The organism is Qipengyuania pacifica, from assembly GCF_019711555.1.
Classification (GTDB): domain Bacteria; phylum Pseudomonadota; class Alphaproteobacteria; order Sphingomonadales; family Sphingomonadaceae; genus Qipengyuania; species Qipengyuania pacifica.
The window spans coordinates 126,512-146,434 of the sequence record NZ_JAIGNQ010000004.1; the positions used below are offsets into that span (position 1 = coordinate 126,512).

Annotated in this window: 20 protein-coding genes and 1 tRNA gene; 8 read left to right on the forward strand and 13 right to left on the reverse strand. The window is 60.1% G+C overall.

The genetic code is table 11. From position 1 onward, the window contains the following. Positions 1 to 212 precede the first annotated feature (212 nt). Together K3177_RS13245 and K3177_RS13250 are read right to left on the reverse strand one after the other, a co-directional pair. Positions 213 to 1,376: an acyl-CoA dehydrogenase family protein gene (locus K3177_RS13245; RefSeq protein WP_103024270.1), complete on the reverse strand. Its 1,164-nt coding sequence runs from the start codon at positions 1,374 to 1,376 to the stop codon at positions 213 to 215. A gap of 44 nt (positions 1,377 to 1,420) precedes the next feature. Continuing rightward, a complete protein-coding gene (locus tag K3177_RS13250; protein ID WP_247714491.1) occupies positions 1,421 to 2,182 on the reverse strand; it encodes a crotonase/enoyl-CoA hydratase family protein in 762 nt (253 codons plus the stop codon). A 115-nt stretch (positions 2,183 to 2,297) separates the two neighbouring features. Here K3177_RS13250 and K3177_RS13255 point away from each other — a divergent pair, with 115 nt between their 5' ends. The 5 genes from K3177_RS13255 (at position 2,298) to K3177_RS13275 (ending at position 6,980) form a co-directional block, all read left to right on the forward strand. Beyond that, positions 2,298 to 3,566: an acetyl-CoA C-acetyltransferase gene (locus tag K3177_RS13255; RefSeq protein WP_221598628.1), complete on the forward strand. Its 1,269-nt coding sequence runs from the start codon at positions 2,298 to 2,300 to the stop codon at positions 3,564 to 3,566. 57 nt (positions 3,567 to 3,623) lie between these two features. After that, complete coding sequence (obgE, locus tag K3177_RS13260) at positions 3,624 to 4,679, forward strand: GTPase ObgE (RefSeq protein WP_103024267.1); 1,056 nt, start codon at positions 3,624 to 3,626, stop codon at positions 4,677 to 4,679. 75 nt (positions 4,680 to 4,754) lie between these two features. Next, positions 4,755 to 5,873 carry a glutamate 5-kinase gene (proB, locus tag K3177_RS13265; RefSeq protein ID WP_221598629.1) on the forward strand — a complete coding sequence of 373 codons (1,119 nt, stop codon included), beginning with the start codon at positions 4,755 to 4,757 and terminating at the stop codon, positions 5,871 to 5,873. Further along, on the forward strand, positions 5,870 to 6,781 hold the full coding sequence (locus K3177_RS13270; protein ID WP_221598630.1) for an NAD-dependent epimerase/dehydratase family protein: 912 nt from the start codon (positions 5,870 to 5,872) through the stop codon (positions 6,779 to 6,781). The genes proB and K3177_RS13270 overlap by 4 nt, the downstream gene beginning before the upstream one ends. 123 nt (positions 6,782 to 6,904) lie before the next feature. Further along, positions 6,905 to 6,980: transfer RNA gene (locus tag K3177_RS13275), tRNA-Thr, on the forward strand. A 179-nt stretch (positions 6,981 to 7,159) separates the two neighbouring features. On the opposite strand, the gene K3177_RS13280 is transcribed toward K3177_RS13275, so the two are convergent. Beyond that, entirely contained in the window at positions 7,160 to 7,600 is a 441-nt protein-coding gene (locus tag K3177_RS13280) for an anthrone oxygenase family protein (RefSeq protein WP_221598631.1), read from the reverse strand. Between the two features lie 346 nt (positions 7,601 to 7,946). Here K3177_RS13280 and K3177_RS13285 point away from each other — a divergent pair, with 346 nt between their 5' ends. After that, positions 7,947 to 8,183, forward strand: a complete 237-nt coding sequence (locus K3177_RS13285; protein ID WP_221598632.1) for a hypothetical protein — start codon at positions 7,947 to 7,949, stop codon at positions 8,181 to 8,183. A gap of 1,348 nt (positions 8,184 to 9,531) precedes the next feature. Here the strand turns inward: K3177_RS13285 and K3177_RS13290 are convergent. Beyond that, on the reverse strand, positions 9,532 to 10,068 hold the full coding sequence (locus K3177_RS13290) for a hypothetical protein (protein WP_221598633.1): 537 nt from the start codon (positions 10,066 to 10,068) through the stop codon (positions 9,532 to 9,534). A gap of 176 nt (positions 10,069 to 10,244) precedes the next feature. On the opposite strand from K3177_RS13290, the gene K3177_RS13295 reads away from it, so the two are divergent. Further along, entirely contained in the window at positions 10,245 to 10,775 is a 531-nt protein-coding gene (locus K3177_RS13295) for a GNAT family N-acetyltransferase (protein ID WP_221598634.1), read from the forward strand. 357 nt (positions 10,776 to 11,132) lie between these two features. Then, a complete protein-coding gene (locus tag K3177_RS13300; protein WP_221598635.1) occupies positions 11,133 to 11,552 on the forward strand; it encodes a hypothetical protein in 420 nt (139 codons plus the stop codon). A 57-nt stretch (positions 11,553 to 11,609) separates the two neighbouring features. Here the strand turns inward: K3177_RS13300 and K3177_RS13305 are convergent, their stop codons facing one another. The 9 genes from K3177_RS13305 to K3177_RS13345 all read right to left on the reverse strand — a co-directional run bounded on the left by K3177_RS13305 (position 11,610) and on the right by K3177_RS13345 (position 19,512). Continuing rightward, positions 11,610 to 12,365 carry a phosphoadenylyl-sulfate reductase gene (locus tag K3177_RS13305; RefSeq protein WP_221598636.1) on the reverse strand — a complete coding sequence of 252 codons (756 nt, stop codon included), beginning with the start codon at positions 12,363 to 12,365 and terminating at the stop codon, positions 11,610 to 11,612. Next, complete coding sequence (locus K3177_RS13310; RefSeq protein WP_103024256.1) at positions 12,362 to 12,787, reverse strand: DUF934 domain-containing protein; 426 nt, start codon at positions 12,785 to 12,787, stop codon at positions 12,362 to 12,364. The genes K3177_RS13305 and K3177_RS13310 overlap by 4 nt, the downstream gene beginning before the upstream one ends. Next, the gene (locus K3177_RS13315; protein ID WP_221598637.1) at positions 12,780 to 14,414 is read right to left on the reverse strand and encodes a nitrite/sulfite reductase; all 1,635 of its coding nucleotides are present in this window, start codon (positions 14,412 to 14,414) and stop codon (positions 12,780 to 12,782) included. The genes K3177_RS13310 and K3177_RS13315 overlap by 8 nt, the downstream gene beginning before the upstream one ends. Beyond that, positions 14,414 to 14,710: a DUF2849 domain-containing protein gene (locus K3177_RS13320; RefSeq protein WP_103024254.1), complete on the reverse strand. Its 297-nt coding sequence runs from the start codon at positions 14,708 to 14,710 to the stop codon at positions 14,414 to 14,416. The genes K3177_RS13315 and K3177_RS13320 overlap by 1 nt, the downstream gene beginning before the upstream one ends. Beyond that, positions 14,707 to 15,465, reverse strand: coding sequence for a uroporphyrinogen-III C-methyltransferase (cobA, locus tag K3177_RS13325; protein WP_221598638.1), 759 nt, complete (start codon positions 15,463 to 15,465; stop codon positions 14,707 to 14,709). The genes K3177_RS13320 and cobA overlap by 4 nt, the downstream gene beginning before the upstream one ends. Before the next feature lie 97 nt (positions 15,466 to 15,562). After that, positions 15,563 to 16,630, reverse strand: a complete 1,068-nt coding sequence (locus tag K3177_RS13330; protein ID WP_196847906.1) for a mechanosensitive ion channel family protein — start codon at positions 16,628 to 16,630, stop codon at positions 15,563 to 15,565. Positions 16,631 to 16,632: 2 nt separating this feature from the next. Next, on the reverse strand, positions 16,633 to 17,844 hold the full coding sequence (metC, locus tag K3177_RS13335; protein WP_221598639.1) for a cystathionine beta-lyase: 1,212 nt from the start codon (positions 17,842 to 17,844) through the stop codon (positions 16,633 to 16,635). A 2-nt stretch (positions 17,845 to 17,846) separates the two neighbouring features. Continuing rightward, positions 17,847 to 18,680, reverse strand: coding sequence for a sulfurtransferase (locus tag K3177_RS13340; RefSeq protein ID WP_221598640.1), 834 nt, complete (start codon positions 18,678 to 18,680; stop codon positions 17,847 to 17,849). A gap of 37 nt (positions 18,681 to 18,717) precedes the next feature. Next, the gene (locus K3177_RS13345) at positions 18,718 to 19,512 is read right to left on the reverse strand and encodes a hypothetical protein (RefSeq protein ID WP_221598641.1); all 795 of its coding nucleotides are present in this window, start codon (positions 19,510 to 19,512) and stop codon (positions 18,718 to 18,720) included. Between the last annotated feature and the right edge of the window lie 411 nt (positions 19,513 to 19,923).

Here is a 19,923-nt window from a genome sequence, read left to right on the forward strand (position 1 = left end):
ATGGTTCCAAAATTCCAAAGGCATGCGGGCGCACACAGAAACCCATGTTCGTTCCCTACCTCAGGATCGGTGTTGCAAGGTCGCCGAACAAGCGAATTAATGTGCATGCAGGTTGCGATAGGAGCACGTCAGCGCGCAAACGAGTTCTTACGCCGCCGGTTTAGAACCCCGGCAGTGTCTCTAATTCGCCGGATCGTCCGTTCGCGCTGCTGCTACATCGATCGGGCGATGACCATCTTCATGACCTCGTTCGACCCGCCGAAAATCCGCGTGATACGGCTATCGCGATACATGCGAGCGATCGGATAATCGTTTATGAAGCCCGCACCGCCATGGAACTGCAGGCATTTGTCGACCACTTCGCCCTGTAATTCCGTGACCCAGTATTTGGCCATGCACGCAGTCGGCACGTCAAGCTCGCGCTTCAGGTGCTTGGCGATGCAGTCATTGACGAAAATCTTCGCTGCGGTCGCGCGGGCCTTGAGGTCCGCCATGACGAATTGCGTGTTCTGAAAATCCCAGATGGTCTGGCCAAAAGCCTTGCGATTCTTGACGAAGTCCAGGGTCGTCTCCAGCGCCTTTTCGATGCCTGTCATGGCACCCATCGCAATGATAAGGCGTTCCTGAGGAAGCTCGCCCATCAACTGGTAGAAGCCTTTGCCCTCTTCCCCGCCCAGCACATTCTCCGCCGGTACGAATACATCGTCGAAAAACAGTTCCGACGTATCGGACGCGTCCAGTCCTATCTTGTCGAGCTTCTTGCCGCGTTGGAATCCTTCTGCGCCTTCGGTCTCGAGCAGCATCAGCGAAATGCCCTTGGCCCGTTCATTGGGATCGGTCTTGGCGACGACGATGATGAAATCCGCGGTCTGGCCGTTGGAGATGTAGGTTTTCGCGCCGTTGATGCGATAGCCGTTCCCATCCTTCAGCGCAGTCGTCGTGACGCTCTGCAGATCGGACCCTACGCCGGGCTCGGTCATGGCAATCGCGCTGACCAGTTCGCCGCTTACCAGCTTTGGCAGATACTTCTTTTTCTGCTCTTCGGTGCCATGCCGCACCAGATAGGGCAGGATCACGGTGTTGTGCAGCGATGCGGCGAAGCCCTCCACTCCGTGCTTCGCCTGCTGGTCGATTACGACCATTTCGTGCCGGAAGTCCCCGCCATGGCCGCCGTATTCCTCGGGCACCGATACACCCAGCAGTCCCGCCTGTCCCGCTTCGTTCCAGAATTCGCGTTCGACCTGTCCATCCTCGCGCCATTTAAGGACACGTTTTTCAGGGGCATGCTGCTGATAGAACTTGCCGACCGCGTCGGCGAAGATCGAGATTTCCTCGTCCTCCATGAATTCAGGCTGGGGTACGTTGATTGCGGGCATTTGTCTGGTCCTCTCCGGATATTGTTATGGCGCGCTGAAGGGTCTTATTTGCCCTTCCAGTTGGGCGCGCGTTTTTCGGCGAAGGCAGCGGCCCCTTCGCGCGCATCTTCCGATATGAATACGGGCGCAATAAGCTGGGTCTGGCGCGTATAGCGCTCATCCATGGGCCAGCCGCGCGACTGCTTGATTACCTGCTTGGACACACGCACGGCTAACGGCCCGTTGGCGACGATGCTGGCGGCCAGTTCCTTCGCCGCCGCAAGTGCCTCGCCGTCGGTTATCCGGTTGATGAGACCAAGCTCATACGCACGGGCCGCATCGATGAAGTCGCCGGTCAGCGCCAATTCCATGGCGATCCGTTCCGGGATCTGGTCGGGCAGCATCATCACCCCGCCCGCTGCAGCCACCAGGCCACGTTTTACTTCGGGGATGCCGAATTTGGCACCCGTATTGGCCACTACCAGATCGCATGCGATCATCAGTTCCAGCCCGCCTGCCAGAGCATATCCTTCCACCGCAGCGATCAGCGGCTTTTCCGGTGGCTTCTGGACGATGCCGCCGAACCCACGCCCTTCGATACTGGGCGATTCCCCGCGCAGGAAACCCTTCAGGTCCATGCCCGAACAGAATGTTCCGCCGGCTCCGGTCAGGATACCGACGCGCAGATTATCGTCGCTGTCGAGCCGGTCCATGGCCGCGGCTATGCCTTCCGCCGCAGCCTTGGTCATGGCGTTCTTCGCCTCGGGACGATTTATGGTGACGATCAGAATGCCGTCCTCCTCGCTCGTCAGGACTTCCTCGGACATCGCGCTCTCTCCCATTGCAAATCGAAACTTGTCTTGCGCCCTTGCTGCGTCACGTTTACGCAAACGTCAACCGGCATTCGCCGCAAGAATCGAAAAGTGGAGAGGAGTTTACGCCATGGCCGAAGCCTACATCATCGATGCCGTCCGGACCCCGCGCGGGATCGGTAAACAGGGCAAGGGATCGCTGGCGCACATGCATCCGCAGCACCTTGCGGCCACCTGCCTCAAAGCCATCAAGGATCGCAACGATCTCGACACCTCCACGGTCGATGACGTGATCTGGTCGGTCAGCACACAGGATGGCATGCAGGCGGGCGATCTGGGCCGCATGGCAGCGCTCGACGCCGGATATGACGTCACGTCCTCCGGCACCACGCTCGACCGGTTTTGCGGCGGCGGGATCACCAGTGTGGCGCTCGCTGCGGCACAGGTGATGAGCGGGATGGAAGACTGCGTCGTTGCGGGCGGCACCGAGATGATGAGCCTCACGGCACAGATGTCCAAGGACAAGATGGCCGCTGGCCTCAAGCCGCCGATGATGGGCAGCTATAACGAACGTCTCATGCGGACACATCCGCAAAGCCATCAGGGTGTTTGCGGCGATGCCATCGCCACCATGGAAGGCTTCAGCCGCGAAGAACTGGACGAGGTCGGATATCGCAGCCAGCAGCGCGCCGCCAAGGCTATCGAGGAAGGGCGTTTCGACAAGTCGCTCGTCCCGGTAACCGACGACGATGGCAATGTCGTTCTCGACAAGGAGGAGTTCCCTCGGCCGCAGACCACCATGGAAGGTCTTGGCGAACTGGAACCCGCTTTCACCAAGATCGCCAACGTCGCGCTCGACAAGGCCGGCACCACTTTCTCCGGCCTGATCAACGCCAAATATCCCGACGTCGATATCAAGCACTTCCATCACGCGGGCAACAGTTCAGGCGTAGTCGATGGCGCGGCAGCGGTGCTCGTGGCAAGCAAGGATTATGCGCAAAAGCATGGGCTCAAGCCCCGCGCGCGCATCGTCGCCACCGCCAATATGGGCGACGATCCGACGCTCATGCTCAACGCCCCGGTTCCGGCGGCGAAAAAGGTCCTGTCGAAGGCAGGCCTGACGACTGACGACATCGATCTTTACGAAATCAACGAAGCCTTTGCCGTCGTCGCAGCCAAATTCGTTCGCGATCTCGATCTCGATTGGGACAAGGTCAATGTGAACGGCGGCTCCATCGCACTCGGTCACCCGATCGGTGCCACCGGTTCGATCCTCATCGGCACGATGGTCGACGAATTGGAACGCCAGGGCAAACGCTATGGCCTCGTGACCATGTGTGCAGCCGGTGGCATGGCTCCCGCCATCATCGTCGAACGGGTCGACGATTTCGTCGATTGATCCCGACCTGACATGCGCGCCCTCGCCTATGGCGAAGAAAGCGGCTAGAGGGCGCGCATGCATTTCCTCGACCAAGCCAAGATCTACCTCAAGTCCGGCGGCGGCGGCCCCGGTGCCGTCAGTTTCCGGCGCGAAAAATACGTTGAATACGGCGGCCCCGACGGCGGTAACGGTGGCAAGGGCGGCGACATCGTATTCGTGGCCGTTCAGGGCCTCAACACGCTGATCGACTTTCGCTATTCGCAGCACTTCAAGGCCAAGCGCGGCAATCATGGCCAGGGCAAGGACCGGACCGGCGCTGGGGCGCCGGATCTGGTTATCGAGGTGCCGGTCGGCACGCAGGTCCTGTCGGAAGACAAGGAAGAGGTGCTGGCCGATTTCACCGAAGTGGGCCAGCGGGTCGTCTTTCTCGAAGGCGGTATGGGCGGGCGCGGCAATGCCAGCTACAAAACCAGCACCAATCGCGCCCCGCGCCAGCACCAGCCCGGCATTCCGGGCGAGGAAATGTGGGTGTGGCTGCGGCTGAAGCTGCTCGCCGATGTCGGCCTCCTGGGCCTGCCCAATGCGGGCAAAAGCACTTTCATCAACCAGGTTTCCAACGCCAAGGCCAAGGTCGGGCACTATGCCTTCACCACCTTGGTCCCCAAGCTCGGCGTCGTGACCCACAAGAACCGCGAATTCGTGCTGGCCGACATTCCGGGCCTGATCGAAGGCGCCGCCGATGGCGCTGGCATCGGGGACCGGTTCCTTGGCCATATCGAACGCTGCCGCGTGCTCATCCACCTGATCGATATTTCGGGCGATGATCCGGCAGAAGCCTACAGCACGGTCAATGCCGAACTCGAAGCCTATGGCGGCGGTCTTGCGGACAAGCCGCAGCTCGTGGCGCTGAACAAGCTCGATCTGGCAGACGACGAACTCGGTCAGGGCTTTGCAGAAGAACTGCTGGCCGCCGGCGCGGACAAGGTTTTCACCATTTCCGGCGCTACGGGCGCGGGGATTCCCGAACTGCTCGACGGCGTGCTGGGCTATCTTCCCGACCGTACGTCGACGGAAACCCACGCCGAAGAAGTGGAAGACGAAGACGATACGGCCGAATGGTCGCCTCTCTGAGCGCGAAGTCGTGCTTCGGGCCCGCCAAGCGAAGCCGGCTTCCGCGTGCCGCTACCTTTGCCTAGTCGGTCGACGATGACCATTGCCGCCCTCGCAGACCTGCGCAACGCGCGCCGCCTTGTCATCAAGGTCGGCTCGGCTCTGCTCGTGCAGGATGGAAAGCCGCGCACACAGTGGCTGGTGACCCTGGCCGCCGAAATCGCGGATATGCGCCGGAACACCGAAATCATCGTCGTTTCCTCGGGCGCGATTGCCCTCGGCGCGGCGAAACTCGGGCTGGCAAAGGGCGGACGCGGCAGTCTCGCCGATGCACAGGCCTCCGCCTCTGTCGGTCAGGTCGAACTCGCCCGCCTGTGGTCCGATGCGCTGGAAGCGCACACGATCACGGCGGCACAAATGCTCGTGACGCTGGGCGATCTGGAAGACCGCAGACGCTACCTCAACGCTTCGGCTACCCTCGCCCGCCTGCTCGACGCAGGGGCCATCCCCGTCGTCAACGAAAACGACAGCGTCGCCACGGAAGAAATCCGGTTCGGCGATAACGACCGGCTCGCTGCCCGCGTCGCCCAGGCAGCAGGTGCCGATGCCGTCGTGCTGCTGTCCGATGTCGATGGCCTGTTCGATCGCGACCCCTGCGAACCGGATGCCACCCTCGTGCCGCAGGTGGAAGGTGTGACGCCGGAAATCATCGCCATGGCCACGGGCGCATCGACATCCGGCCTCGGCTCCGGCGGAATGACCGCCAAACTGCAGGCGGCACGCATTGCAGAACGGGCTGGCATCGCCCTGGCGATCGTCAATGGAACCCACCCCTCGCCCCTTGCCCGCGCCATCGACAATGGCACCGGGACGATCTTCCTGCCGCAAGCGAATGCGAATGCGCGCAAGGCCTGGCTCGGCGGTCGCCTTGCCCCCTCGGGCGTCGTCTCCATCGATAGAGGCTGCATGATGGCCCTCGAAAACGGAGCAAGTGTTCTGGCTGCAGGCATCATCGACATAGAAGGCGAATTCGGGCGCGGCGATCTGGTCGCGGTTCACGGTCCGCAAGGCGAACGCCTTGGCCAGGGGCTGATCGAGTACACGTCGGCCGAATGCCGCACGATCATGGGCCTCAGGGAAGAACAGCAGGCCGACAGGCTTGGCTACGCCCCGCGCGCCGCCGTCATTCACCGCGATCACATGGTGCGAATATGACCGTTTCGCTTACCGGCGCCACCGGCTTTGTCGGACAAGCCGTGATCAATGTCGCAGCGCAGGTCGAAGAGCCTGTTCGCGCACTTACCCGCCGCCCGCAGGCTGAACGCAAACACGTTGAATGGATTGCAGGCGATCTGTCCAACCCCGCCGCTCTCGCGCGGCTGTGTGACAGTACCGATGCCGTCATTCACGTTGCCGGCCTTACCACCACGCCCGATCCCGCCGATTTCGAAGAAGCCAACGTCACCGGAACCGAACGGCTGATCGCCGCGGCGAAAGAGAAAAAGGTCCGCCGCTTCATTTTCGTATCCTCCCTTTCCGCCCGCGAGCCCGACCTCTCGGTCTATGGTGCGTCCAAGGCGAAAGCGGAGCGCCTGGTCGAAAACAGCGGCCTCGACTGGACGATCGTCCGCCCGCCCGGTGTCTACGGCCCGCGCGATGTCGATTATTTCGAAATGTTCCGCAGCGCGCGCATGGGCTTTGTCCCGCTCCCACCCGGGGGCGCCAGTTCGATCATCCATGTCGATGACCTCGCTCGCTTGCTGCTGACCTTGGTCGATGCGCCGCCCGCCCTCGTACGCCGCCAGATATTCGAACCCGACGATGGCCGCGAAGGGGGCTGGTCGCACAAGGAACTCGCAAAGGCGATCGGCGCCGCCGTGGGTCGCCGCGTCTTCGCCCCGCACCTGCCCCGCGCCGTCCTCGAAACCGCCGCGAGGGCCGACCGCCTGATACGCCGCGACAAGGCCCGCCTCACCGCCGACCGTGTAGGCTACATGACCCACCCCAATTGGGTGGCACGATCCAGCCGCAAGGTGCCCGAAGCCGTCTGGTCGCCGCGCATCTCGGGCAAGGCAGGCCTCGCATCGACCGCTGCGTGGTATCGAAAACAGGGCTGGCTCTAACCGCTAGGCATTCCCAGCGCCAGTATGAGCCGACCTGTGGCCGATACTTCGCAAACAGCCGGTTGATGTGTCGCAATGGGGCTGGACTTTTGAAAGCCTTTGCTTGAAAGGCGCTCTCCGGTCGCCGGCTTAGCTCAGTTGGTAGAGCAGTTGATTTGTAATCATCAGGTCAGGGGTTCGACTCCTCTAGCCGGCACCATTTCCCCGCCCTGTGGGGCGTCATCATCAGCGACAGCCCGCCAACGGCCGGTTCCGGCGGTTTCTCAACTATCTCTATCGGCCCTCTTTTTTGGGGGTTCGGACTGTCAGGTTTCGGCCAAATTCTCGGCTGACTTGTCGTCAGCGACTGATCCGGCGAAGATCTGTGGGGATCTGCCGCTACATCGTCGCCATCAAGGCTATCGCGAAAAGCACTGTCGAAGCCAGCCCGAGCAGGCTTCTTATATCGTGAAGGCGCCCCCAGGACACAAGCTGAGCCCTAATGTCAGGGCCTGCCTGTTCTGGATGAACGGCCTGAAGTCGTTTGTTCGTCGGCATGATTGCTATGATGGTAAACGGCCAGTTACCAAGAAGTGCGATGCTTCCAGCGATCCACAACCATTGGGTCGATAAATACCAAGCCGCCACTCCGCATACACCGCCGATAATAGCCAGGCCGGACTGTATCGGTAGCGCTTTCGCGTAGCTTGATTGCCACTGTGTGAGTAGCGGCTTGTCTTCCAGCAACAGGCGCGCCGGGTGTTCGACCAGACTGATATAACTTGCCGCACCGGCAAACAAGGCGGCGGACGCCAGTGCAATGATAGAGAAAAGCGACATTTAGGATTCCTCGGCAGGAGCCGGAGAGACGCGAAAAAACAGCCAGCGCCTCCCCAAACAGGTTGGGTCAACGCCGCGGCTGAGAAGAACCCTGATGTGGGTGCAGGAGCTACCAACCTGCCACTCTATTTTCGGCTGTCGCATAATGGAGAAAATATCACGACCGCTCAAGCCCAATGTCTGCAAGGGCGTCGTTAACAACCGGTCCGCTTTTGTCGCGCTTCCTCGATTATCGGACGGTCAGCTCTCAGGCGCTGTGCGAATGGCCAGGAAGGTCTGCGTCGGGGTGGAAAGCGGACATTGCTTATTTATGGCAGTCAGATAGCGTGCACACGAGAGGAATCGAATGTCAGAAAAAATAGTAACAGCCATGCTCAAAGTGGCCGCCGCACTATCATTGATGTGGTTTTTAGGTGCCGTTTTCACAATCGTTATGGCGCTCTTTAACGGTTCCCCATCGGTAGCAGTAACTGGATTGCGCAACGCGTTGCTCCCCTTTTGCGGTTTCTCCCTCTTCATCGCTCTTATATCGATCAGAAGAAAACTAACTGGAATTGATCGCCCACATAGCGTCGAGGAATAGCCTTGACCGGCCGTCCGATATGGGGTCGTGAGCAGCCGGACTGCTTGTAAGTGCTTGCTCGATCATCGGACTTTCGGCTTTGAAGCGCTGCGACAACTACTGCCAACGTCCGCATTTGGGGTGGTAAGCGGACGTTCGTCTGCTGTTGCACCGAGAGCGCCGACGGTGCCGCTGAGGGCTCGGCCGACTGGACCTTGGCACATCTGTCGCAGGTTCAGACCAGCCGGGCAATTGCGACGGATTGTGGCAGAGGCGGCCTAACCGGGGACACAAAGGTTTACAGAATAGTCCAGTGAGCAGCTTCGTTGCGTGCACGACGCACGATCTTTGCTACGTGACTCTTGAGCAAATGCGATCGAAATTTTTTGATTGGGATGCTAGCAGAATGCGGGTTTAAAACGCGCGCTTTCACTTACTAATTGGCTGTGGTCTCTTTTGGTAGAGACTTACAACCAAGCCCAAATCGGAGCTCGCTGGCGGCGTGAACATGGGGGTAATTAGATTTGGCTAAATTTATGATATTTTGCGCCCTTCTTTTAATGAGTTTTTTTTGGGCATTTTTTGGATCTACTTGGAATGGTGGAGCCTTTGTAGACTCTTACGTGTTCGGTCGGCCTGAATATCCTGAAGAATACATTGCCTTTCTCGTTTCGATGATAATTCTTTATAGTCCTCTCATATTCTTGGCTTATCTTTTGATCGATTTTTTCAAAAGAAAGTTCGGATGCCGCAAATTGATGAAGTAAGGCGCGGTGCGGGACCGAGAATTACGATATCGCCATGAGGTTTCGGTTTGGCGGATTTTTGTTTTCTTCGGTGGCCTTAGCGGCGGCGCGGAGGCTGCCATCCCTATTCCCTTCTCGGCCATTCGCGGAGACTTCAGAAGACCGCAAGTTTATGGTTCTGCCTCCGGATCGGTATTGATTGGCCTAGGCCACTATGTCGGGGGCGGGCCGAACGTCGCGGTTGGTGCAAGCGATGGTCATATACAGAGCCACCTACTAGACTAGAAGCGGGAGGCTTACCCATTTTCGTCCAGGTTGTAACTCTCGCAGGCGGCACTGTAGACTTACGATCCGGCACACGCTTGATCAGCGCCTTGATCGAAAAATTAGGTTCGCCTCAGATCACGCCTCAACTAGACCTGAGATCGAACATCATGAAGGTCCGCTATTGGGCAACCTCTAATGGCCAATGGATGACCGGGATGAGCGCGCTTTGCTGACCGACTGCTTTGGGTCGGTAGCAGCCGGACCGCTTTTATCATGCGTCCTCGATTATCGGACAATCGGCTTTCAGGCGCTGCGACAACCGCTGGGAAGGTATGCATTGGGGTGGGAAGCGGACCCTAGCGAGGGATAGCTAAAAACCGTGCAGCAATTCCACCAATTGCGCCCGCCGCGCAGTAGAACAGCAGTGTTTTCAGCTGGATCAACCAGCCAAATGCCGTCGGCAATCCGTCCCGCGTCACTTGGTATCCATAAGACCAACTGTTGTAGGAGGACCTATCGTCCAAGAAAGTCTGCAAACCGATTGCCAGTCCTAGTAGCAAGAAGATCAGTCCGATGACAGCTCCTGCAATCGAGCCATAGGCGGATGCACTTCTCCAGGAACGTAATGGCCGCGCCTCGGCTACTTGCCAAACGGGCAGGCCCACAAGCAGGCCCATCACGATGGCAATGGGCGCACCAAACAATGCCAAGAACCAGATCGTTTCGAAGAAATGGAGATCGCTCCATTCAAAGCCGAAGAATTGGTGCGCTATGAGTTGAATGAGCAGATCGCTTCCCGCTTCCAACGCGAGATAAGACAGCAAGCCGACCAGTGAGCCAAAAACAAGGCCCAACGTCATGCGGCGCATGCCAAGGGGTTCTGTCTCGTCCATTTTATGCGATGTTTGTACAGTAGCAGGCAATGTCCGCAATGGGGTCGTAAGCAGTCGGCCCGCTTTTATCGTGCGTCTACAATTAGCGGACGGTGACTTTCAGGCGCTCCCATAACACGCGGGAGGGTCTGCAATTAGGGTGGGAAGCGGACAGTCCTGGCGTCATTATCCTGCTCATGATCAAAACTCGTAATCTGAGGCTGGTTCTATGGGGTGAACAGCACCGAGCGGCTTTCGCGGCCATGCATGCTGACCCTGTTGTGATGGCGGATCAAAATGGGCCTATCGATCCCAAAGAGAGCGATGCCAAGTTCGACCGCTATCGCCGTGGATGGATCGAAGAGGGAGTTTCTCGTTGGGCGATAGAGAATAGGGACGGAAGTTTTCTGGGCTACACCGGAGTGGTGCATCGTCTAGATGAGGCCCATCCTCTAGGCGCGCATTTTGAAATCGGCTGGCGTCTTGTGGTGAACGCTTGGGGCTATGGCTACGCGACCGAGAGCGCGCAGGCAGCTTTGCTCGACGCTGTAGCACGCGTTCGGCCGAGCGAGATTCTAACGTATACGAGTCCTGACAACCTGAGATCACAGGCTGTAATGTCGAGACTCAAGCTACGTCGAATGCCGAAACGTGATTTCGTTGTTGAAAAGGCTTCAGGGGGAGTTTGGCAGGGGCTCGTCTGGCAAGCTCATGCGGGTGACCAATGACCGCAATGGGGTCGTTAGCTGAATGATCGCCGTTGGACATAAATCGAGAAATGCCGCCAATCCGCCATTGCTTCCCCGAGAGATTTTTGGAAAGACTTGCATCGCTGACGTCGGCTATGTCGCGAATGACGGAGCACTCGGCCTCGTCGGCGCGCGCGAGGATTGCGGCAATTTGCAGCCACGCTGGCGGAATGAGCACTTCGTCACTGCGCATTACCGATCAGATCCAGCCTCCAACGAGCATACTGCCCATATTTCCCAACGCCGGGCTTTCAGCCTATACCGGCCCTTTCGGGTCGCGACTCGTGAACGGAAACATCCGCCTTCGCCATCGGGTCGCGAACGGAGGATCATTACATGAAATATCTGATTGTGCTCGCCGCAGCGACTGCGCTCGCCGGCTGTTCAAAGCCTGCCGAACAGGAACCTGCCGCGCAAGCTCCCGAAGCTGCTGCAACGCAACCTGCGCAAGTCATGGCCGCCGACGGCCAGCCTGCGCCGGGAACCTACCGTGTCACTACCGAAGGCGGCGTTGTCTTCACGGAAGAACTCAAGCCCGACGGCACATACGTTCAGACCGATGCGGATGGCACCGTGGTCGAGACCGGCCGCTGGGTGCAGAAATCGCCCCAGGACTATTGCTGGACAGTCGACGAACAATATCGTGAGGAAGGCGATACGGGCGCCGAGAAATGCAACACGGAAGCGGTCGGCGCCGATGGCGTCTGGACATCGACCAATGCCGATGGGGAAACGGCGACCGTCGAACGGATGTAACGCCGCGCCCTGGTCTGACGGGTGGCGCCGAATTGCGTGTCGGCGCCACTTGCTGCCTTACAGGAACGGTTCCTCGCCGGGCCGGTGGATACCGCATTCGACCTTGTCCCAGCCGGACCAGCGTCCCGCACGGGCGTCCTCGCCTTCGGCTACCGGCCGCGTGCACGGCATGCAGCCAATGCTGGGAAAGCCGCGCTCCACCAGCGGGTGGCGTGGCAGATCGTGCTTTTCGAAATAGGCGGTGATGTCGTCGGCGGACCAGTCGATCAGCGGATTGATCTTCAGCCGTCCCTGCGCATCGGACGTATCGACTTCGAAACGCGGCAGATTGGCGCGGGTCGACGACTGGAAAGCCTTGCGGCCTGTGAAACTAGCATCGTATTCTTCCAGCGCCTTGGCGAGCGGCCTGACCTTGCGCAATTCGCAGCAGCCATCCGGGTCGTACGACCATCTGAGCCCGCTTTCGTCACGCGTCTTCAGGTCGGCGAGTTCGGGATAGAGATCGATGCGCCTGAACCCCAGCCGGTCGGTCAGTTCGTCCCGATAGGCCAGCGTCTCGGGGAAGTGCTTGCCCGTTTCCAGAAACAGCACGGGCACATTCGGGTCGATCTGCGAAATGAGGTGCAGAAGCACGGCACTCTCCGCCCCGAAGCTGGAAACCACCGCAGTATCGCCAGCGAGGCTACCCTCGATTACCGCGCGCAGCCATTCTTCCGTCTCCGTCCCGCGAAACATGCGGTTGAGGCGAATGGCGTCCTGCTCGGTAAAGCGGGGCCCCGTGTCGAGACGGTCGATGGCGCGCAGTTCGTTCATGAGTGCCGTTTCGCCCAGATCGGCGTCCGCGTGTCCGCAGCCTTCTGGTAGACATCCGGCCAGCGATCGAATGCAGCCTGCACATCGTCCATGTCGAGCTGCTGGTCCGGCTCGAATGCGTCGAAGCCGCAGCGGCGCATATAGGCGAGCTGGTCCACCAGGACATCGCCCACGGCACGCAGTTCGCCGTCATAACCCGCCTCGCGCAGGATGCGGGCGGAGGAATAGCCGCGCCCGTCTCCGAAAGCGGGAAAGTTCACCTCGACCAGCGCCAGCCGCTCGAGATGGGGCACCAGTTCGCGGGCATCGTCGCCCGGTTCGATCCGGACTGCCGATGCATTGGACTGGTCGAGAAAAGCATCGACGGTGACCGCCGGGTGATCGACGGGCTCGTCTTCGCGATAGCGCAACGTATCAGCCATAAAGCGCCTCCTTGAAAGGGTTCATGCCGATGCGGCGATAGGTGTCCACGAAGCGCTCGCCATCCTGACGCTCGCGTTCGTAAACCGTGGTGACCGTCTCAACCGCGTTGACGATGCCATTCTCGTCGAAACCGGGGCCGGTGATCTTGGCCAGGCTCACATCCTCGGCTTCGCTACCGCCGAGCAGGAGCTGGTAATTCTCCACGCCCTTCCGATCGACGCCGAGGATGCCGATGTGGCCCGCGTGGTGATGCCCGCAGGCATTGATGCAGCCGGAAATCTTCAGCTTCAGTTCGCCCAGCGTACCGGTCTTGCCGGTTTCGGCGAAGCGCTCCGATATCCTCTGCGCGATGGGAATCGAACGGGCATTGGCAAGGCTGCAGTAGTCGAGCCCGGGGCAGGCGATGATGTCCTCGACCGTGTCGAGGTTCGGGCTGCCCAGCCCCGCTTGGTCCAGCGCGGTCCACAAAGCATGCAGATCGGCCTTGCGAACATGCGGCAGGACGATGTTCTGCGTGTGCATCACGCGCAGTTCGTCGAAACTGTATTCCTTCGCCAGATCGGCCATCAGGTGCATCTGCTTTGCCGTGGCATCGCCGGGGATCCCGCCCACCGGCTTGAGGCTGATGACGGCAGACACATATCCGCTGGCCTTGTGCGCCACGGTGTTGCGATCCACCCACAGCGCGAAATCGGGATCCGAACGGTCGATATCGTTCGGTGCCGTTTGGTCGGTGTTCGGCGCCTCGAACATACGTATGATCCGCATGAGTTCGTCATGCGGCGGCTCCACGCCCTGCTTGAGCAGATGCACGAACTCTTCCTCGACCTGGCGGGTATATTCCTCCGCGCCCAGCTCGTGAACGAGGATCTTTATCCGGGCCTTGTACTTGTTGTCCCGTCGCCCGTACCGGTTGTAAACCCTTAAGCAGGCTTCACAATATGTCACCAGCTGGTCCAGCGGAACGAACGGATTGATGCAGGGCGCGATCATCGGCGTACGGCCCATGCCGCCGCCCACATAGAACGCAGCCCCCAGCTCGCCCGCATCGTTCTTCACGATGTTGATGCCGATGTCATGCAGCCGCATCGCCGCACGATCTTTTTCGCTGGCGATGACGGCAATTTTAAACTTGCGCGGCAAGTAGCTGAATTCAGGGTGGAAACTGGACCACTGACGCAGCAGCTCCGCATAGGGGCGCGGATCGACAACCTCGTCCGCCGCCGCTCCTGCGAAATGGTCTGAACTGATGTTGCGGATGCAATTGCCGCTGGTCTGGATCGCATGCATCTCCACCTTGGCAAGGTCGGCCAGGATGTCGGCTGCGTCCTCCAGCCTGATCCAGTTGTACTGGATGTTCTGGCGCGTCGTGAAATGGCCGTAGCCGCGATCGTACTTGTCCGAGATGTCGGCAAGTGCATGCATCTGGTGGCTGTCGAGCGTGCCGTAAGGGATGGCGACGCGCAGCATATAGGCGTGGAGCTGAAGATAGAGCCCATTCATCAGCCTGAGCGGCTTGAACTGATCTTCGGTCAGCTTCCCTTCTAGACGTCGGCGGGCCTGATCGCGGAATTCCTCGACGCGGGCATCGACCATCGCCTGATCGTATTGGTCATATTTATACATCAGATCACCCAGTTGCCGATTTCCGGATCGGCAGGCTTGAGAGTCAGGTCGGGACGGACCGTCGGTCCAAGTGCGCGAACGCGCTCCTTGATGTGCGACGGTCGCGGCGAGCCATCGTGCATTTCGGCATCGACGGCGTATGGCACATTCACGCGGCGGGCGGCTTCTTCGCGGCGCGCGATCTCGTCTTCGTTGCCGGACACGTCGACGGCTTCTTCGATATGGATCGACCAGTCTTTACCCGTCCACCAAGTTACCGCTCCGGTCTTGAGATCGTTTCCTGTCAGGAGCCTCATCGCGCAGCCTCCTGTGCTGCCAGCGCGAGCGCAACGTCGTCGCGCGCCGTCACTTCCCCGATCACGATCAGGGCAGGGCTCACGACATTCTCGTTCTCGACCAAATCGGGCAAGCCGGCAAGCAAGCCGCGCAACACGCGCATTTCCGGGCGAGTACCGTTTTCGATGATGGCCAGGGGCATATCGGGAGCAAGGCCATCCTCCATCAGCTTTTCTGCGATCATCGGCGCAGTTTTGACGCCCATGTAGATCACTAGCGTGCGGCCCTTACCGGCCAGCCCTGCCCAATCCTGATCCTTCAAGCCTTTGCACTGGCCCGCAACGAAGCTCACGATGCTCGACGCGTCGCGATGCGTCAGCGCGATCTGCGATGCGGCGGCTGCGCCGTTTGCAGCGCTGATACCGGGCACAACTTCGACCGGGACACCTGCCGCACGGGCAACCTCTACCTCTTCGCCACCGCGCCCGAAAATGAAGGGATCGCCCCCCTTCAGGCGCACGACGTCCTCGCCGGAGCGCGCAAGGCGGACCAGAAGGTCGCTGATCGCTTCCTGAGGAAGAGTATGATGAGACCGGCGCTTCGCAACCGAGATGAGTTCCGCGTCATCACGCGCAAGCGCCATGATCGCCGGATCGACGAGCCCATCGTGCACGATGATCTTGGCGCGTTCGATCAACCGCGCGGCGCGAATTGTCAGCAGGTCGGGGTCGCCCGGCCCTGCGCCGACAAGGTAAATGGTTCCGGTATCAGCCATCGTGGCAAGATGCGGACTAGGGCCCTTTCGCGCCAATCAGAATGCGTGTGCGGCAAGGAAGGGTAGATTTTGAAACCGACGCTGTGCGTGGGGCAATCTATTCTTTTGCCGGAGTGGGCGCGATCGCGCCTTGCCCCATTACTTCGATAAGACGATCGAAATCGGCACTGGAGCGGATATGCAGATCGCGCTGCGGGAACGGGATTTCGATGTCGTGTTCCTTGAAGAGCCACCACAGCTTCTTGAGCACAACACTGCGCACATTGCCGACGCCTTCTTCCGGGTCCTGTATCCAGCAATGAATGACGAAATTGACCGAACTGTCGCCATATTCCTTCATCCAGACTGTGGGCGGCGGCGCGCTGAGTACCCGTTCACAGCTCTTGGCTGCTTCGAGCATCAGCTTTTCGGCAAGATTCATATCGGCTTCATAGCTGACGCCAACCGGCACCTGCATACGGACATTCTTTGACGAGTAAGACCAGTTTTCGACCTGATTGATCATCAGGTTTTCGTTCGGAATGAGATATTCGCGCTGGTCGCGCGTCGTTACCGACACGGCCCGGATGCCGATCTTGCGGATTTGCCCGAAGCTTTCATTGCCCGCCATGTCCGTCACGGCGATCACGTCGCCCGGCTTGATCGATCGATCCATCAACAGGATAATACCCGCGATCAGATTGCCGAAGGTCTTTTGCAGACCGAAACCGATCGCAAGGCCGAAAGCGCCGGAAAACACCGCCAGGGCGGTGAGGTCGATGCCAAGCAGATCGATCGCGAGGAAGAAGGCGATAGCCCACACGATGATCGTGGCGACCTTTTCGACCAGCAACTGCTGGGCGTTGTCCAGCCTCGTCATCCGCCTGACGAGGCGTCGAGCCATCCTGCTGACGAACCAGGCGAATACAAGAACGCCGATGATGACGGAACTGACCATCAGCACATCGAACAGAGAAACTCTGAATTCTCCGAACGACAAGGCCACGGCATCGAGCGTATCGACCACAGACTCCACGGTTTCGCTTCGCGAGCTCAGCGCTTCCCTCGCGCCGTCGGCCGCGTCCAGCCCGCCCTGCTCCTGAGCAGGCTCGGCAAGGCTCCACGCCTGTTCGACGGGAGCCGTGGTGGGTGTCGCACCATCGCTAGGTGGGGTTTCGCCCTGCACGTCTATCCTTCGTTCATCGCCGCAAAACCTTTGGTGAGGTCGGCAATCAAATCGTCCTTGTCTTCAAGACCGATCGATAGCCGGATGGCGAAGCGGTCCTCAAGCCCCCATCCTTCCTTCGGCCATGCCATGGTGCTGCGGATTGGATCGACATCGAACGGCAAGGCCAGGCTTTCGAAACCACCCCAACTGTAGCCGATGCCGAACAATTGCAGGGCATCGATCAACCGGCAACGGGCGGCATCGTCTCGGCCCTTCAATACGAAGCTGAACAGGCCGCAGCCCCCTGTAAAATCACGCTGCCATAGGTTATGCCCCGGCCCTCCCGGTAGCATCGGCGAAAGGACGTGAGCGACCTCGTCGCGATCATCGAGCCATTGCGCAATCGCAAGTGCGGTCTTGCTCTGCTGTTCGAGGCGCACGCCCATGGTGCGCAACCCCCGAAGGGCCAGCGCAGCATCATCGGGGGACACGACATGGCCCAACTGCTGCGCACCGAGGCGCAGGCGCCGATACCATCGCTCCCCTGCAGATGCGGCGCCCATCATAAGGTCGGAATGTCCGCCCACATGCTTGGTCAGCGCGGTGATGGCGATATCGCAACCATGGCCAAGAGCCTCAAAGCCGAGCGACGTGGCCCACGTGTTGTCGATGAGACTGACCGCGCCCTTGTCTCGCGCTATTCGCGTAAGTGCGGGGATGTCACAAACTTCCATGGTCAGACTGCCGGGCACTTCGAGCATCACGGCCCGTGTGCGATCGCAAAACGCCGCTTCGAACGCCTCGAGATCGAGAGGGTCGAAGAAACGATGCTCCACACCGAAGGTCTTGAGCAGTCCCATCGCCGTATTGCGTGTAGGTTCGTAGGCATTGTCGGCGACGAGCAAAACGTCTCGACTGCGCAGAACGGCCAATAGTGCCCCCGCCAGAGCCGCAAGGCCACTGGGGTACAGGACCGTTCCCGCCGCCCCAGGCTCCAGCGCAGTCAACGCCTGTGCCAGAGCCCACTGCGTCGGCGCGCCGCGGCGGCCGTAGAAGAATTGCCCGTCTTCGTTACGAGCTTTTCGCGCCTTGAGGTCGGCGCAATTTGCATAAAGGTGGGTACTTGCGCGCCAAATCGGCGGATTGACGACATTGTCGGCAAAGTCGCCAGAGCGGCCAACCGTTACAAGACGCGTCGACCGCGCGTAGCTGTCGTCATTTCCCCCAGCCATCGCTACTGCGCCGCCCCTTTTTCCTTCGGCGTATCGGCGTCCTCACCCCATTCGAGCCAACTGCCGTCGTAAAGGGCGACATCGTCTTTTCCTGCCAGATGCAGACCATACGCGAGAACGCACGCGGTCATGCCGCTGTTGCAATAAGTGGTGACCGGACCATCCAGATCTACGCCGGATTCCGCGAACAAAGCAGTTATGTCGTCGGGCGACCGGTAGGTTCCGTCTTCAGCGAAGAGTTTGGCGAAGTGCAGGTTCGCCGCCCCGGGAATATGACCTTCCGAACCGCTGCCTTCTTCCCCCGCAAAGCGCGCCGCGTCTCGCGCATCGACGATCTGTTCGGCGCGAGAACTATCGTTTGCGAGCATCTGATCCTTGCCGCGAACGGCGCCAGCTATGGAGGGGGTAGGGAATTCTGTTTGTTCGTAAGTTGCCCGGCCCGCCTCGATGGGCCGTTCTTCCTGTTTCCATCTCGAGAACCCGCCATCCAGAATGGCGACATTCCGGAAACCATAGAGGCGAAAGATAAACCACGCGCGGGCTGCACTTTTTATCTGGCTGTCGTCGTAGAGCACGACGCGGCTCGACGGGGTGATCCCCAACTGCCCCAGGCGTCTGGCAAACTGATCCGCCGTAGGGACCGCCTTGGGAACCTGTGATGCAGTATCGACAAAGCTGGTCAGGTCGAGAAACCGCGCATCCGGGATGTGACCTTCCGAAAAATCCGCAGCCGAATTACGCGGGCTGTCGGGTAAATGAGCCGACGCGTCGAGTATCACCAGGTCGGGAGAGCCGGATTGTTCGGCAAGCCATTGGGTCGAGACGAGACTATGCATTGTCGCCCGGTTAGCGTGCGGATGAAGCGAAGTCGACTCAGGCAAGCTCGCGCTGGGCAATCGGTTCGTAACTGCGCGGGCCTTCATCAAGCCTGAAGGGTTGCACGCGGCCGCCATCCGGCATGCCCTGCCCGACCACGAACGTCTTGAGCACGGCCCCCTCGCCCGGACCGTCTATCCTGACCCGCATCAGCGGAACCAGTAGCGGGTGGCGCCCCTGCCTGATGACATGGGCCTGCGCGAGCGGGAGCTGCACTTGCCCTGTAAGGGTGACGCTTTGCCGCGGAGAGATCCGGGGAACCTCGTGGCGTTTTTCGAGCACCGTGCCATTGGTAGCGATCTGCTGTTCCATCGGCGCACCCGAATGAGCAGAAACCAGGTCTATGCCGATCACGACATCCGCTAGCGAAGCATTGGTACGATTGATCAGCGTCAACCGGTATTTGAGCGTGGCGAAGGCCGCGCTGCGGATGAGCTTTTCGTTTTCGATCCGTACGGACAACGCATCCGCCAGCGGCACCACGTCGACGGACCCCGCTTCGGCAACCAGCGGTCGTTCGATTTCCGGTACGACGGCTTCGCGGCGGCGGTTCCAGATAACAAAACCTGCGCCGAGAAGTGTAAGCAGCGCTACGATGCCGCCTATCGGCAACCAGGGGAGGTCTTCCCCATTGTCATCACTCGTTGCCAGTTGTGCGGGCGGCAACGGCTGCGGCGACGGAGAGGCTGGCGATAAGATTGTAGCGCTCGGCTCGCTCGCCGGCTCGGATGGCGACGGGGTCGGCTGTGCTTCGGCTTGCGGATCTACCGTTTCCACCGTGCGGGGCGTCACGGTTGGGAGAGGACTTGCCTGCGGGGCCTGTCTTGTAGGAACAGGCCGCGGTTCGGAAAGCTGGACCGGCACCGACGGCGCGGGCGCCGAGGACGGGGTTGGTGTCGGTGTCGGGGTATTAACGGCACGCGGACGGATCTCCACGCCCCTCTGCGTATCCGCAGGCCCCTGTGCTTGCGGGGTGGCGCTTGGACTTGGCGCAGGTTCCAACGAAAAATCGTTTACCGACTGGGCGTGCGCCAAGGCCGGTAAAGATGCGACAAGCGCCAGAATGGAAATGCGGGTACGAAGATACATGCGGTTCGTTTCGCGGATTAAACCCGCCACTGTGCGGAGGCGCGCTGAATAGGTACTTAAGCGCACAGTTCCAAGCCCCGGCTTGCGCATTTTCGCGCATCACGGCAGGAGCGC

What these genes read in the sequence shown, in the direction of transcription:
- K3177_RS13245 (WP_103024270.1), bottom strand. Translation starts at nt 1,376, where the DNA reads ATGCCCGCAATCAACGTACCCCAGCCTGAATTCATGGAGGACGAGGAA.
- K3177_RS13250 (WP_247714491.1), bottom strand. Translation starts at nt 2,182, where the DNA reads ATGTCCGAGGAAGTCCTGACGAGCGAGGAGGACGGCATTCTGATCGTC.
- K3177_RS13255 (WP_221598628.1), top strand. Translation starts at nt 2,298, where the DNA reads ATGGCCGAAGCCTACATCATCGATGCCGTCCGGACCCCGCGCGGGATC.
- obgE (WP_103024267.1), top strand. Translation starts at nt 3,624, where the DNA reads ATGCATTTCCTCGACCAAGCCAAGATCTACCTCAAGTCCGGCGGCGGC.
- proB (WP_221598629.1), top strand. Translation starts at nt 4,755, where the DNA reads ATGACCATTGCCGCCCTCGCAGACCTGCGCAACGCGCGCCGCCTTGTC.
- K3177_RS13270 (WP_221598630.1), top strand. Translation starts at nt 5,870, where the DNA reads ATGACCGTTTCGCTTACCGGCGCCACCGGCTTTGTCGGACAAGCCGTG.
- K3177_RS13280 (WP_221598631.1), bottom strand. Translation starts at nt 7,600, where the DNA reads ATGTCGCTTTTCTCTATCATTGCACTGGCGTCCGCCGCCTTGTTTGCC.
- K3177_RS13285 (WP_221598632.1), top strand. Translation starts at nt 7,947, where the DNA reads ATGTCAGAAAAAATAGTAACAGCCATGCTCAAAGTGGCCGCCGCACTA.
- K3177_RS13290 (WP_221598633.1), bottom strand. Translation starts at nt 10,068, where the DNA reads ATGGACGAGACAGAACCCCTTGGCATGCGCCGCATGACGTTGGGCCTT.
- K3177_RS13295 (WP_221598634.1), top strand. Translation starts at nt 10,245, where the DNA reads ATGATCAAAACTCGTAATCTGAGGCTGGTTCTATGGGGTGAACAGCAC.
- K3177_RS13300 (WP_221598635.1), top strand. Translation starts at nt 11,133, where the DNA reads ATGAAATATCTGATTGTGCTCGCCGCAGCGACTGCGCTCGCCGGCTGT.
- K3177_RS13305 (WP_221598636.1), bottom strand. Translation starts at nt 12,365, where the DNA reads ATGAACGAACTGCGCGCCATCGACCGTCTCGACACGGGGCCCCGCTTT.
- K3177_RS13310 (WP_103024256.1), bottom strand. Translation starts at nt 12,787, where the DNA reads ATGGCTGATACGTTGCGCTATCGCGAAGACGAGCCCGTCGATCACCCG.
- K3177_RS13315 (WP_221598637.1), bottom strand. Translation starts at nt 14,414, where the DNA reads ATGTATAAATATGACCAATACGATCAGGCGATGGTCGATGCCCGCGTC.
- K3177_RS13320 (WP_103024254.1), bottom strand. Translation starts at nt 14,710, where the DNA reads ATGAGGCTCCTGACAGGAAACGATCTCAAGACCGGAGCGGTAACTTGG.
- cobA (WP_221598638.1), bottom strand. Translation starts at nt 15,465, where the DNA reads ATGGCTGATACCGGAACCATTTACCTTGTCGGCGCAGGGCCGGGCGAC.
- metC (WP_221598639.1), bottom strand. Translation starts at nt 17,844, where the DNA reads ATGGCTGGGGGAAATGACGACAGCTACGCGCGGTCGACGCGTCTTGTA.
- K3177_RS13340 (WP_221598640.1), bottom strand. Translation starts at nt 18,680, where the DNA reads ATGCATAGTCTCGTCTCGACCCAATGGCTTGCCGAACAATCCGGCTCT.